The following is a 12666-nucleotide window of genomic DNA, read 5'->3' on the forward strand; positions in this document are numbered from 1 at the left end:
CTGCCCTGGCGCTTTTCAACTCATAACAGCGGAGAAACCATGGAATACCTGCAAAGCGCCGATTTCTGGATCGGCCTGTTGAAGATCGTCTGGATCAACATCATCCTGTCTGGCGACAACGCCGTCGTCATCGCCCTCGCAGCACGCTCGCTGCCTCCCGCACAGCAAAAGAAAGCCGTCATGTTCGGCTCCGGCGCCGCCGTGGTGCTGCGGATCATCCTGACCGTGGTCGCGGCAAAGCTGCTGGAGCTGTCGTTCCTGCAGATCGTGGGCGGCTGCCTGCTGCTGTGGATCGGCCTGCAGCTGCTGACCGGCGAAGAAGATGATGAAGGCGAATCCAAGGGCCATGGCAGCATGATGGTCGCCATCCGCACCATCCTGATCGCCGACCTGGTGATGAGCCTGGACAACGTGATCGCCGTGGCCGCCACTGCGCAGGGCAACATGGTCCTGCTGATCCTGGGCCTGGCCATCAGCATCCCGCTGGTGATCTTCGGCTCCACGCTGATGATCAAGCTCATGGAGCGCTTCCCCGTCATCATCACGCTGGGCGCCGCCCTGATCGGCTGGGTCGGCGGAGAAACCATCGTCAACGACCGCCTGCTGCACGGCTACGCCATCAGCCACCCCTGGCTGCACTATGTGGCGGCCGCAGCCGGCGCCGTGCTGGTCGTGGGCATTGGCAAGTTCCTGCAGGCTCGCTCCGGCGCAAAGCACGCAGCCCAGGCCTGACGCTGCCGCAGGCAGCACCGTCGCCGCATCACGAACGCACTGCCCCGGCAGTGCGTTTTTGCTTTGTGAGGACCCATCTTGATGTGGCGTCAAGCTGACGAGCCGTTGCGCCCGCGCATTCCGGGCACTTGCGCGCACTGTTTTCATTTACGCTGTGCACCGGTCTTCACCATTGCATCTGCACACCAGGGACTGATGGCACCACCGCCGAATCCGTCCTTTGCCACCATGCCCAGCGCCCCCAAAATCCCGGACCAACCCACCCGGCAGCAAGCTCCTGCCCAGTACTGCGCCATGGTTGCACGCACCGATGTGGGCCGGCGCCGTGACAACAACGAGGACGCCGTCACCATCCACCCCAGCGCCCAGCCCTGGCCCATTGCCGTGCTGGCCGATGGCATGGGCGGCTACAACGCCGGCGAAGTCGCCAGCGCCATGGCTATCAGCCTGGTATCCGTGGCGCTGCAAAGCACCACCACCGAGGCGCCCGTGGCCAACACGCCGCAGGCCCGCCAGGAATTGCAGCAGTCACTTGCCAATGCCCTGAACCTGGCCAACGCCGCCATCCTCACCGCCGCCCAGGAAACACCCGGCTGCCGCGGCATGGGCACCACCGTCATCGCAGCCGCTTTGCTGCCCGGCCTGCTGATGCTGGCCCACCTCGGCGACTCGCGGGCCTATGGATGGCGCGATGGCCAACTGCTGCGCCTGACCCGGGACCACACCTGGCTCCAGGAAGAAATCGATGCAGGCCGCATCCAGGACCACGAAGCCCGGCAGTCCGGCCTGGGCCACCTGCTCACCCAGGCCCTGGGCGTGACCCAGGACGTCACACCCGACTTCAATGAATGGCCGCTGCAGCCTGGCGACCGCATCCTGCTGTGCTCCGACGGCCTTACCGACATGCTCGATGACGACGCCATTGCCGCCCTGTTCAAGCAGTCCAGCCCGCTGCCCGTGCTGCTGACCTCGCTGCTCACGGCCGCCAATGAAGCAGGCGGAAACGACAACATCAGCGCAGCGCTCATCGAACTCCAGGCCAACCCGCCCTCTGCCGCCTGCGCTGCCATCGATTGAGCCCAGACAGAGCGCAGGGATCGACGGCAGAACCCATCCGATGGACGCGCTTGCGTACGCAGAAACCCCAGGTTCCAATTGTCAAAAATGATTGCACACCCAACAATCGGTCAAAGACAAGCCATAGCCTGTATCAAATACGATGACGGACTCCGGCGTGCCCGGGCCGCAGACATAATAGTTGGATAGACCCCAGCTCCGGATCACCCAGTGCAGTGCAAGCCGGGCATAACAAAGGAATTTTGAGCATGCCGACCCTGGTCATCTCCATCGACGGCGCCGTCATCAAGGAAGTGCAGCTGATCAAGGAGCGCACCACGCTGGGACGCCGCCCCTACAACGACATCGTCATCGACAACCTCGCGGTCAGCGGGGAGCATGCCGTGCTCAGCATCGTCGACGGTGCCGTCATCATCGAAGACCTGCGCAGCACCAATGGCACCTATGTCAACGGCCAGCCCATACTGCGCCAGACCCTGAACCACGGCGACCTGCTGGACATCGGCAAGTACAAGATCCGCTTCGTCCAGCAGCAGGCCAGCGCCTCCTCGCGCTCGGCCCTTGCCGCCATTGCCGCCGCCGTCGAGGCCACCCGCCCCGCCCCGCTGGCCGAAGCGGACCTGCCTTCGCAGTTCAGCTCGGAGACCCCTTCGGGCTTCGACCACACCCTGCCCCCCTCCATGGCCGGCCTGGCCACGCGCCAGGCCGCCATCCGCATGCTCAACGGCAACGCCGCCGGCCGCGAAGTCCCCCTGGTCAAGGTCGTCACCACCCTGGGCAAGCCCGGCGTGGCCGTGGCCTCCATCACCCAGAAGCACCACGGCTTCGTGCTGGCCCAGCTGGAAGGCGACGCCCCCAGCCTCAAGCTCAACGGCCAGGAAATCGGCCGCCGCGCTGCACCGCTGCAGCATGGCGACACGCTGGAACTCGCTGGCACCCAGATGCAGTTCCTGGTGGCCTGAAGGACCGGCTTGATCTACTGACAAGCTACGCCAATGCATTTTTAGCAAGCTCACCATCCTTGACAAAAATGTCACGCAACTTGGATCAATTTGTCAGAGAATGCGCATCAACCGTGTAAGTTGCAACCAAACCCTACATTGCAAGGACCTTCGGTCCCTCCAGCACAGCTGGCACGGCTCTTGCTCGACAGAGCATGCAATCAACCCCTATGAGGAGAAGTTCATGAAGCGTTCCATCCAGCAAGGTTTTACCTTGATCGAATTGATGATCGTCGTGGCGATCATCGGCATTTTGGCAGCCGTTGCGCTGCCGGCTTATCAGGATTACACGGTGCGCTCGCGTATCACTGAAGGCCTCGGCCTTGCACAGCCAGCCCGTTCTGGCTTGGCTACCGACGGAGTTGCCAGCCTGAATGACTATCAACGTTTTGTTGCTACATGGAACGCACAAGCAGGCGGCACGGGCGCAAATTCCAAGTTTGTAAACGCTGTGTTCTTCAGCGACAACGGCACTTCTGCTCTTGCTGGCTCGTCCGCCACTGGTGCTGCAGCTGAACATATCGCAATTCGCTACAATGCGGCCAATGTCGGCAGCCTGGGTAGCCGCGTTTTGCTGCAACTGTATCCTCGTATGCGCACAGGCACTGCAAGTGAAGCTGCCGTAACTCTGCCGACCGCATGGGCTGCGGGTAAATCTGGTGCTCTTGACTGGGCTTGTGTTGGCGAGACTGCGACGACTGCTTTGTCCACTGGTCGCCGTCTGGGCGGTGGTTTCACACCTCTCGACATCGGCGTTCTGGCAAAGTACTCCCCTGCTGAATGCCGCTGATATCGAAATATTTTTCGATAGATAAAAAGGAGCGCTTTGCGCTCCTTTTTTTATCAAAAACAGATATTTTTGCATTTTTTACAAATTACAAACCGCGAAGATGCAAGGAAATAGATTTCCTTGCCTCGCAATGCTGTGGCCCAGCATTCTACATATTTTAAATCACACACAATTGTGGACAGTAGAGTAAAAAGCGCTTTGCGTGCAGCAAGCTTGCATCTCCTTGCTAGTTCAGCTATTGCAACAGGTATTGCCTTTTTGGTATTTTGGCTGTGGTTTCCTTTCCCCTACCGCGAGCTGGTTGGCGGCAGGAGCCTTTTCTTGCTGATCATTGGTGTAGATGTCATATGCGGCCCAGCACTCACTGCCATTGTTTTCAATCCTCGCAAGCCTCGACGCGAACTTATTCAGGATCTGAGCCTGGTCATGATACTCCAGCTGGCAGCACTGATCTATGGCCTTTTCACCTTGAGCCAGGCCAGGCCGGTATATACAGTTTTTGAGACAGATCGTTTTCGAGTCATCACTGCAGCAGATATCTCACCAGAAAAACTACAACCCAGACAAGGTGGATTACAGGTTCTGCCATGGATGGGTCCCCGGATCATCGGCACAAGAACACCCCAAGGAGGACAGGAATTTCTGGAAAGCCTTGATTTATCTTTGGCCGGAATCGATCCATCCATGCGACCCGATTGGTGGCAGCCTTATGAAATGAGCAAGGCAGCGGTGCTGGAGAGGGCCAAGAATGTGGAATTACTGAGGAATAAGCATCCCACCCAACATCAATTGATTGATCAAGCGATCAGAGACAGCGGGCTTTCGGAACAATATCTGGCATGGCTGCCATTGACCAGTTTTCGAAGCCTGGAATGGGTTGCCTTCATTGATTCCCGAACAGCCGAAATAAAATCCTTTGCGCCTGTCGATGGATTCTAACCATCATGAGCCATGATTCTCCAAAACCTCAAGAATATCATTCAAACCATTGATGCACCGAAATGGCTACTCCTTGCAATATTTATTGCATTGAATGGATTGTTTCAATGGATATCCATACACTTTGGCTATAAGAGATATTTCATCAGCGCGGAGATATTTCTATCCTTCTTTCTCGTGGCGATTGGCTTCAAGTGGATCGGATCAGCCGCCTTCATATTTTCTATTTCTCAGGAAATATTCCTGGGAATGACAAAAGTATTTTACCTTTTCAACTATTCACAGATAAGCACGATTACAAGCTTTGCCTTTGAGGCCAAGCCTTCCTACTTGGCAGCATTGGCTGTCTGCTCCGGAATAATAGCACTACTATTCATCAAATCCATCAAGCTTCTGGAATCAATCAATTGGAAGCGTGTGTTCACCACAGGTATATTACTGGCCTTGCTCCAAGGGGCATTTTCATTTCGTGAAGGAAACTTCACCCATCCCTCATACCTTGATCGCAGTGACCTCATTTTTGGCAGTTCTTCCTATTTCATAGGAAATTTGCAGGCATTGAACGAGCAGGCGTTCTTCCTCACCAGCAATGACAATGTGGAGTATCACAAGATAACCCAGCCTTCCGCAGCGTCTCTCTCCCTTTCCGGGCCCCTGCCCGACAAAATACTTCTCATAATTGCTGAATCCTGGGGAAAACCAAAAGACAATTCCATATTGGAAAAACAGATTACAGCGATAACATCCAACCCTCACTCATCCCATATTCAAACTGGAAGTATACACGCCGTAGGCTCCACCATATTCGGCGAATTTCGCGAGCTGTGCGGAAAGATTCCCACAAAACTGAAATTCAAGAACATATCCAGCGACGAAAATTCAGTCGGAGAATGCCTTCCCGCATTGCTTCACTCCAAAGGCTACAAAACGGTATCGTTGCACGGCGCCCACAGCACCATGTATGGACGACTGGAATGGTATCCAGTAGTCGGATTTCACGAAATGATATTCAAGGAAATTCTTCCAATATCCCGAAAGACAGAATGCTATTCATTCCCTGGATATTGTGACAAGTACCTTTTCAGCATAGCAAAAGAGAAACTCTCATCAGCACCGAAGACATTTGTCTACTGGATGACACTTAATTCACACACCCCTTATGATGAGAGAGATGTAAGCAATTTCCGCGAGAGCATCTGCAAGCTGGCATTTGGAGAAATATACGAATCTCAACTGTGCACCTACCATCAATTGCACACTCAATTCTTTGAAGAATTATCAGAAATGATCAACGACAAGAAAATGCACGGGGTCAAGGTGGTCGTCGTGGGAGATCATGCCCCCATCTTCAATAGCGAATCAGCCCGCATGCAATTTGAAGCCGATCAGGTTCCCATGCTTCAGTTCACCGTCCAGTAGGTTTATATCGTTGACTTGATTACTGCATGAGCGGCATTCAAACTTCCTGACTTGCCCCCTCGCTTCTCCACGACCCTCACCCCCTCCATCACCATGCCCTTGTCCACCGCCTTGCACATGTCGTAGACCGTGAGCAGGGCGACCTGAACAGCGGTGAGCGCCTCCATCTCCACGCCCGTGGGCCCCACCGTTTCCACCGTGGCCATGCAGCGGACGGCAGATGCCTCGGCCAACAGCTCAAACTCCACAGCCACCCGCGTCAACGCCAGCGGATGGCACAGCGGAATCAGGTCACTGGTCTTCTTGGCGGCCATGATGCCGGCGATGCGCGCAATGCCCAGCACGTCGCCCTTCTTGGCGGTGCCGCTCTGGATGATGGCCAGGGTGGCGGGCTGCATGGTGATGCGGCCTTCGGCGACCGCGATGCGGTGGGTGGCAGGCTTGGCGCCGACATCGACCATGTGGGCCTGGCCCTGGGCGTCGAAATGGGTGAGGGAAGACATGGCACAACTCCAAAAAATGCACGGGCCGGTCTACGGCAGACCTGACACGCTGGTCAGTCCTGCCGTGAACGTTCGGCGAACCGAGGCATCATAGTGGGGTGTTCCACCGCCCGGCATCAAGGTGCAGGGCCCGGCCTTCTGGCCTCCTACCTGCCCATGCGCCCATCACGCCTGAAGACACGTTTCGCCGTTGGCCTGCAGTTGCTGGCCGCGTCCCTCACCATCGCAACGCATGCCCCCGCACAGGCCCAGTTGCGCCTGCCAACGCTGGGCGACGGCGCAGCCACGACTACCAGTGACGAGCGGCGCCTGGGTGACCGCATCATCCGCTCGCTGTACCGCGATCCGGACTACATTGACGATGCGGTACTGCAGGAGTATGTGGAAGGCATCTGGCAGCACCTGGTCGATGCGGCGCGCACGCGGGGCGAGCTGTCGGACGAGCTGGAAGAGCGCTTTGCCTGGGAGATCCTGCTGGGGCGGGACCGCTCGGTCAACGCCTTTGCGCTGCCCGGCGGCTATCTGGGAGTGCACCTGGGACTGATCGGCGTGGTCAGCACGCGCGACGAACTGGCTTCGGTGCTGGCGCATGAATTGAGCCACGTCACCCAGCGCCACATTGCGCGGCTCATTGCCCAGCAGGGCAAGCAGACGCCGCTGATGATCGGCTCGATGATCCTGGGCGCCCTGGCCGCCAGCCGCAGCCCGGATGCCGCCATGGCGATGATGATGGGCGGCCAGGCGCTGGCCGTGCAGAACCAGCTGAACTTCTCTCGCGACATGGAGCGCGAGGCCGACCGCATGGGTTATGGCTTGATGGCGCCTGCGGGCTTTGCGCCGCAGGGCTTTGTCACCATGTTCGACAAGCTGCAGCAGGCCAATAGGCTCAATGACAACGGCAGCTGGCCCTATCTGCGCAGCCATCCGCTGACCACGGAGCGCATGGCCGACATGCATTCACGCCTGCCGCGCGGCGTTGCGCCCGCGCCCGCCCCTTCCCTGGAACACGTGATGATGGCCGCACGGGCCCGCGTGCTGTCGCGCCCGGGCGTGGACGTGCTGCGCCAGTGGGCCGAGCTGCCGCGCTCCACCAGCTTTGGCAGCCAAACCCCGACCCAGCAGGTGGCACAGTTGTATGCCGCCACACTGAGCGCCGTGCAATTGCGCGATTGGGCCGAGGCGCGGGAAATGTCCGGGCGCCTTCAAGCGGCCACGGCCGCCGATCCCGGCGCCCTGCGGCAGGCCAAGCTGCTGCAGGCCGAACTGGAGCTGACAGCCGGCAAGCCCGGCGCCGCGTTGCAGGCGTTGCCACCGCTCTACCTGCCTGCAGCCGCACCTGCCCAGGCCAGTCCCACGGAATCCGTTCCCGCCAAGACAACGGAAAGCGGCCCCAGCCTGGCCACCGTCAATGTGATCGAAAACCGCGCCGTGCGCAGGCCGGAATTGCTGATGCGCACGCAGATCCTGCTGCGCGAGCAGGGCGCCGCCAGCATGGCAGGCCCGCTGCAGACCTGGGTGACGGACCACCCGCGCGATGCCAGCGCCTGGCAATTGCTGGCCCAGGTTCAGCGCTCTCAGGGCCAGGAGCTGCGCGCGCTGCGCGCCGAGGCCGAGGCCCAGGTCGCGCACTACGACTATGCGGCCGCGGTGGATCGCTTCAAGGCAGCGCAGGAACTGGCCCGCAAGGGCGGGCCCAAGGTGGATTTCATTGAAGCCTCCATCGTGGACACGCGGCTGCGTGCCGTGGAGGAGCTGCTAAGGGAACAGGCGCGCGAGAAGTGACTCGATGGCCAGGCCCAGCAGCGAGTAGATGAGCGCGCCCAGCATGGCCGCCCAAAAGCCCGCGACATGAAAGCCGCTGAGCAGGCCCGAGGCTGCCCAGAACATCAGTCCGTTGACCACGAAGAGAAACAGCCCGACCGTCACGATGGTCACGGGCAGCGTCAGCACCACGAGGATGGGCCGCAGCACCGCGTTGAGCAGGCCGATGACCAGCGCCGCGATCATGGCCGAACTGAAGCTGTTGACCTGCACGCCGCCATAGAGATAGGCCACGACCAGCAGGGCACCGGCGCTGAGCAGCCATTTGATCAGGATTTTCATGCGGGCAGCATAGCAGCAGCCGGCAGATCCGGGTTGAGGCGGCGCACTGGGAACCGTGGACCGGAGAACTCCATGAAAAACGGCATCCCGTTTTCTGGGATGCCGTCCTGACAGTGATCGCCTGACCAGAGCAGCCAGGCAGATGCCAGCCTTTAGACCATCGCTTCCTCGAACACCAGGCCCATCAGCGCGCCGATGGCCGCCAGCGTTCCCGGAAGATTCCAGCGCCGACCCAGCGGGGCTGCAGGCGCCACGGCTGGGGCCGTGGATTCCTGCTTGGGGCGGCGCGCATCGACGATCTGGGCCGCGCCATGCTCCTGCTGGAGCTGGGCCACCAGTTCGGCCAGCGGCCCCTTGGCCAGCACCGGCGTGATTCGGCCTGCACTGTCACCGAACACCGGCAGCAACTGGGCAAACAGCTTGTCGGCCCACTTGCCGCGCCAGCTTTCGCGTGCGCTGTGGCTCACCCATTTGCTGACACGGTGGGTTATGCGCGGTGCGCAGGCCACCAGCAACCAGTGCGAGGACTGGGCCTGCGGCGAGGCGGCCAGGGCCTGGACCAGAGGCAGGGCGTAGGAAGCGTCATCCACGTAGACGATGATGGGGTTCAAAGCAAGTCCTTGTCGAACTGGGTTTGCGGGGTGGGACAGGCGGGCGGTCAAAGCCGCCCTTGCACTGGATTGTCGCGAATCGGCGCGGGAGGCCAGACAGGCCAACCCGGCGCCAACCTCAACTTTTCAGGAAATCAAGCTCCGTGGGCATCCGCCTTGGGAGCAGGACGGCGCGAAGCGATGTACTTGCCCAGTGCCAGCACCAGCAGGGCTCCGAACACGCTGGCACCGTACTTGAGCATGTCGGTCTGGGGCAGCTTGACCATCCAGTCCCACTTCTCCGTATTGGCGAAGACGGGGTCGGTGACCAGCATGCCGCCGGCAATCCAGCCCAGCAGCATGCCGCCGGCCACGATGATGATGGGGAAGCGCTCCATCAGCTTGATCACGAGCTGCGAGCCCCAGACGATGATGGGGATGGAGATCAACAGACCCAGCACGACCAGCAGCAGCTGGTGTTCGCCCGAGCTCTGTGCGGCGCCGGCGATGGCGATCACGTTGTCCACGCTCATCACCAGGTCGGCGACGATGATGGTCTTGATGGCCGCCAGCAGCTTGTCGCTGCCCTGGATGTTGTCATGGCCATCTTCATCAGGCGCAATCAGCTTGATACCGATCCACACCAGCAGCAGTGCGCCGACAAACTTCAGGAAGGGCAGCGCCAGCAGCGTCATCGCGAAGGCGATCAGGATGACGCGCAGGATGATGGCGCCAGCCGTGCCCCAGATGATGCCCTTCTTGCGCTGCGCGGGCGGCAGCTTGCGGCAGGCCAGCGCGATCACGACCGCGTTGTCCCCGCCCAGCAGGATGTCGATGATGATGATTTGGCCCAGGGCCACCCAGAACGGGGCGTGAGTCAGAAAGTCCAAGTCCATAAGGTCCTCGCTGTTGAGTACGGCCGGCGGGAACTCCTCCCTCCTGGAGAAACACCCACCAGCACAGAAAGACCGATGCGACGACACAGCGCCTACCCGGGCAAGGACATGCCTGGCTCAGGGGAGAACACCTTGATCGACCGTCATCAGGTCCATCAAAGGTCTTGCTCGGCTGCGGTATGCACCGCAGCCCGGAAGGCCGGAAGCTTGCGCTTCGTATTGACGACCATTCCGATGCCGGCGCGGTGGCTTTGCAACCACCCCTGCCGGCAGAGAGCTACTCCCCTTCGAACCTGCGGATTGCAACACAAAGCCGCTGCGGCACGCAAGTGAAAAAACCCTTCAATTCCACGGAAAGCACAAGCAACACATCCCGCACTCCTTTTATACATCTGCCCCCAACGCTTCACTATTCATAGCAACCCTGAAGCTGATGGAGTGTTGCAGCAGTGCCCGGCCGAGGACTGGCATGCGCCTTATCATCGCTGTCCCTTCCCCTTGCCCGTCCATGACCGCACTGCACATCACCGATATCGAAGCCGCCATCAACTACTGGCGAGAGCGCCACCCGTCCCCGGACGGCGTGCTGCTGCAGCCCGAAGTACGGGCCCTGGCCGAGGTGTACGCGCTGATGATCTTCTGGCATGAGACCGAAGTGCAGGTTGAGGGCTTTCCCTCGCACGCCATGGCAGCCTGGCTGGCCTGGTACGACACGACCCCCGATACGCCCTGCATCGCCATCTGCTCCACCAGCCAGGGCGACGAGAAATGCAAGGGTTGTGGCCGCAGCTTCGACGAAGTGCAGATGTGGACCGCCATGGAGCCACCACAGAAGCGTGCCGTATGGCGCAGGATCACGACAGAAGGCGACTCCTGGCGCTTTACCCGTTATGCAGAGCGTGCGGCCGAGCGCGCGGACATATCGCGCAAACCCAGCTGATTGCCGTATATCGCACCGAACCAGTGCGATGTTGCAGGCGGCCTAACATCAGCCCCCATGCTGCAGACCGCCGCTTCCAGCCACCGCCGCGCCCGCCCCTGCATGCGCCTCACGGCAAGTGATGCGGGGAGCACGCGCGTGCCGGCCGGCAAGGCCTGGCCTGCCACGGCCGCTCGCCTGCGCGAGCGCGATGCAGCGCGGCTGAACATCGGCCCCAGACAGGCCGCACGGTCTTGATGCGCTGCCCTGCGCGGAACCGGGCAGCGTCGCTTCACTGAATCCGCTCTTCTTGCGCCGCCTTCACCTTGAAACTGAAGGCGGTTGGATTTTCACGCGTCTGCCGGGCCACAAGGCCTGCCGACAAAGCGAGCTTTGCCGTGACCTGTCTAGCCTTTGCCCCAGCCGGGCCCTCGTTTTCCACCCTCTGGCGCCATCTGCGTGATGCCGTGGCGCATCGCGCCTCGGCCCGCTTGCGGCCGCACCACGTCACCGAACTGCGCATCGACGTGATGCAGCCGCTGGTGGAGGGCGAGCTCGAAGCCATTCATGAGCGCCTGTACCAGCCCGGCAACAAGCTGCACGGCCTGGAGCGACGTCCGCTTCACGATCCGCAGTTCCAGCTGCACTGGCGGGAGGCCGACGGCGAATGGTTTGCCTACGTGGAGGATATGGAGCGGCGCTGCCTGGCCGGCTACACGGTGTTCAATCGCCTGGTCGAAGTGGACAAGCGCACCGACCGCCGCGTGCGCTCGCCCCATTCGCGCTTTGCGCCGGACTACCAGCGGCGCGGCATCGCCAGCGCCGTCTACCGCAGCGTGCTCGATACGGGCACCTGCCTCGTCAGCGGCGCACGCCAGTCGCCGGGTGCCCACGGCCTGTGGAACCATCTGGCGCGCAGCTATGACGGCCGCTATGTGGGCATCACGGAGAGCAAGTCGCTGATCCATCTGGGCTGCAATGTGCCCGACGATGTCATGGACCGGCTGTCCACTCGCCGCATGCTGCTGGGCGCGGGCTGGACGGTGGAGTCCTTCGCCCAGGCCGTCCGGATGCAGTTGCCTGACTGAGACAGTGGCTTGCTTGGGCCAGTGCCCGGCTACTTCCAGCGCAGCGGCTCGATGAAGACCGTGCCCAGATTGCTGCTGAGCGTCAATGCGCCTTCCTGGATGGTGGCCTGCAGTTGCATGCTGCGCTCGGCCAGCTCCGCCAGCGACTGGGAGGTTTCGGAGGGAATCCGCCAGACCTGCAGCTTGTTCAGTCGTGCCAGCTTGCCTTCCAGGCCTTTCCACCAGACTTCCGCCGCATGGTGGAAGGCGTAGAGCACTACGGCATCGGACTTGTTGCATGCCTTGGCGATGGGCTTTTCCTCGGGCTGGCCGACCTCGATCCACAGGCGCTTGGCTCCCGTGAAGTCGGTCAGCGAGACATCGGGATCCTCGGGATCGGACAGGCCCGCGCCAAAGGCCAGCGTGCCGTCGCCGTTGCACATGTCGCTGAGCTGGTGGGCATTGAGGGCCAGGGCCACAAGGCGCACCATCATGCGTTCGTCCGTTTCGCTGGGATGGCGAGCCAGGGTCAGCGCATGGTCGGCGTAGTAGCCGTGGTCAATGTCGGCGATGGACAGGTTCGCCTTGAAGATGGTGGATTTGAGGGCCATGAGACAGGTAGTTCGGCAG

General features: G+C 60.8%; 15 protein-coding genes. 10 read left to right on the forward strand and 5 right to left on the reverse strand.

Translation table 11 applies throughout. From position 1 onward, the window contains the following. The first annotated feature begins 39 nt into the window (after positions 1 to 39). From PO605_RS25160 to PO605_RS25185, 6 genes are all read left to right on the forward strand, one after another. Positions 40 to 732, forward strand: a complete 693-nt coding sequence (locus tag PO605_RS25160) for a TerC family protein (protein ID WP_016449393.1) — start codon at positions 40 to 42, stop codon at positions 730 to 732. Between the two features lie 294 nt (positions 733 to 1026). Continuing rightward, positions 1027 to 1809 (forward strand): PP2C family protein-serine/threonine phosphatase, encoded by a 783-nt coding sequence (locus PO605_RS25165; protein ID WP_047474588.1) that lies wholly within the window; start codon positions 1027 to 1029, stop codon positions 1807 to 1809. A 248-nt stretch (positions 1810 to 2057) separates the two neighbouring features. Continuing rightward, complete coding sequence (locus tag PO605_RS25170; RefSeq protein ID WP_047474576.1) at positions 2058 to 2771, forward strand: FHA domain-containing protein; 714 nt, start codon at positions 2058 to 2060, stop codon at positions 2769 to 2771. A gap of 223 nt (positions 2772 to 2994) precedes the next feature. Further along, complete coding sequence (locus PO605_RS25175) at positions 2995 to 3600, forward strand: pilin (RefSeq protein ID WP_034366228.1); 606 nt, start codon at positions 2995 to 2997, stop codon at positions 3598 to 3600. 120 nt (positions 3601 to 3720) lie between these two features. Then, entirely contained in the window at positions 3721 to 4539 is an 819-nt protein-coding gene (gene tfpZ, locus PO605_RS25180) for a TfpX/TfpZ family type IV pilin accessory protein (protein ID WP_272207048.1), read from the forward strand. Between the two features lie 12 nt (positions 4540 to 4551). Continuing rightward, entirely contained in the window at positions 4552 to 5958 is a 1407-nt protein-coding gene (locus PO605_RS25185; protein WP_272207049.1) for a sulfatase-like hydrolase/transferase, read from the forward strand. A 2-nt stretch (positions 5959 to 5960) separates the two neighbouring features. Here the strand turns inward: PO605_RS25185 and moaC are convergent, their stop codons facing one another. Beyond that, positions 5961 to 6461, reverse strand: a complete 501-nt coding sequence (gene moaC, locus PO605_RS25190; protein ID WP_034366225.1) for a cyclic pyranopterin monophosphate synthase MoaC — start codon at positions 6459 to 6461, stop codon at positions 5961 to 5963. Positions 6462 to 6617: 156 nt separating this feature from the next. On the opposite strand from moaC, the gene PO605_RS25195 reads away from it, so the two are divergent. Further along, a complete protein-coding gene (locus PO605_RS25195; RefSeq protein ID WP_047474573.1) occupies positions 6618 to 8243 on the forward strand; it encodes a M48 family metalloprotease in 1626 nt (541 codons plus the stop codon). Here the strand turns inward: PO605_RS25195 and PO605_RS25200 are convergent. The 3 genes from PO605_RS25200 to PO605_RS25210 form a co-directional block, all read right to left on the reverse strand. Next, positions 8217 to 8564, reverse strand: a complete 348-nt coding sequence (locus PO605_RS25200; protein WP_012202791.1) for a phage holin family protein — start codon at positions 8562 to 8564, stop codon at positions 8217 to 8219. The genes PO605_RS25195 and PO605_RS25200 overlap by 27 nt on opposite strands. Positions 8565 to 8716: 152 nt before the next feature. Continuing rightward, complete coding sequence (locus PO605_RS25205) at positions 8717 to 9175, reverse strand: hypothetical protein (protein WP_047474571.1); 459 nt, start codon at positions 9173 to 9175, stop codon at positions 8717 to 8719. 134 nt (positions 9176 to 9309) lie between these two features. Further along, positions 9310 to 10050, reverse strand: coding sequence for a TerC family protein (locus tag PO605_RS25210; protein WP_016449385.1), 741 nt, complete (start codon positions 10048 to 10050; stop codon positions 9310 to 9312). 508 nt (positions 10051 to 10558) lie between these two features. Between PO605_RS25210 and PO605_RS25215 the strand changes: the two genes are divergently transcribed. From PO605_RS25215 to PO605_RS25225, 3 genes are all read left to right on the forward strand, one after another. After that, the gene (locus PO605_RS25215) at positions 10559 to 10990 is read left to right on the forward strand and encodes a DUF3717 domain-containing protein (RefSeq protein ID WP_047474569.1); all 432 of its coding nucleotides are present in this window, start codon (positions 10559 to 10561) and stop codon (positions 10988 to 10990) included. 57 nt (positions 10991 to 11047) lie between these two features. Next, the gene (locus PO605_RS25220) at positions 11048 to 11227 is read left to right on the forward strand and encodes a hypothetical protein (RefSeq protein ID WP_047474567.1); all 180 of its coding nucleotides are present in this window, start codon (positions 11048 to 11050) and stop codon (positions 11225 to 11227) included. A gap of 140 nt (positions 11228 to 11367) precedes the next feature. Continuing rightward, a complete protein-coding gene (locus PO605_RS25225; RefSeq protein ID WP_043790902.1) occupies positions 11368 to 12057 on the forward strand; it encodes a hypothetical protein in 690 nt (229 codons plus the stop codon). A 29-nt stretch (positions 12058 to 12086) separates the two neighbouring features. On the opposite strand, the gene PO605_RS25230 is transcribed toward PO605_RS25225, so the two are convergent. Beyond that, on the reverse strand, positions 12087 to 12647 hold the full coding sequence (locus PO605_RS25230; protein WP_017404069.1) for a YaeQ family protein: 561 nt from the start codon (positions 12645 to 12647) through the stop codon (positions 12087 to 12089). Positions 12648 to 12666 lie beyond the last annotated feature (19 nt).

This window comes from Delftia sp. DT-2 (assembly GCF_028401915.1).
GTDB classification, from domain to species: Bacteria; Pseudomonadota; Gammaproteobacteria; order Burkholderiales; family Burkholderiaceae_C; genus Comamonas; species Comamonas tsuruhatensis.

Excerpts from the sequence above, each read along its gene's own strand:
- moaC (WP_034366225.1), bottom strand. The coding sequence starts at position 6,461 with ATGTCTTCCCTCACCCATTTCGACGCCCAGGGCCAGGCCCACATGGTC.
- PO605_RS25170 (WP_047474576.1), top strand. The coding sequence starts at position 2,058 with ATGCCGACCCTGGTCATCTCCATCGACGGCGCCGTCATCAAGGAAGTG.
- PO605_RS25195 (WP_047474573.1), top strand. The coding sequence starts at position 6,618 with ATGCGCCCATCACGCCTGAAGACACGTTTCGCCGTTGGCCTGCAGTTG.
- PO605_RS25185 (WP_272207049.1), top strand. The coding sequence starts at position 4,552 with ATGATTCTCCAAAACCTCAAGAATATCATTCAAACCATTGATGCACCG.
- PO605_RS25230 (WP_017404069.1), bottom strand. The coding sequence starts at position 12,647 with ATGGCCCTCAAATCCACCATCTTCAAGGCGAACCTGTCCATCGCCGAC.
- PO605_RS25165 (WP_047474588.1), top strand. The coding sequence starts at position 1,027 with ATGGTTGCACGCACCGATGTGGGCCGGCGCCGTGACAACAACGAGGAC.
- PO605_RS25215 (WP_047474569.1), top strand. The coding sequence starts at position 10,559 with ATGACCGCACTGCACATCACCGATATCGAAGCCGCCATCAACTACTGG.
- PO605_RS25200 (WP_012202791.1), bottom strand. The coding sequence starts at position 8,564 with ATGAAAATCCTGATCAAATGGCTGCTCAGCGCCGGTGCCCTGCTGGTC.
- PO605_RS25175 (WP_034366228.1), top strand. The coding sequence starts at position 2,995 with ATGAAGCGTTCCATCCAGCAAGGTTTTACCTTGATCGAATTGATGATC.
- PO605_RS25220 (WP_047474567.1), top strand. The coding sequence starts at position 11,048 with ATGCTGCAGACCGCCGCTTCCAGCCACCGCCGCGCCCGCCCCTGCATG.
- PO605_RS25210 (WP_016449385.1), bottom strand. The coding sequence starts at position 10,050 with ATGGACTTGGACTTTCTGACTCACGCCCCGTTCTGGGTGGCCCTGGGC.
- PO605_RS25160 (WP_016449393.1), top strand. The coding sequence starts at position 40 with ATGGAATACCTGCAAAGCGCCGATTTCTGGATCGGCCTGTTGAAGATC.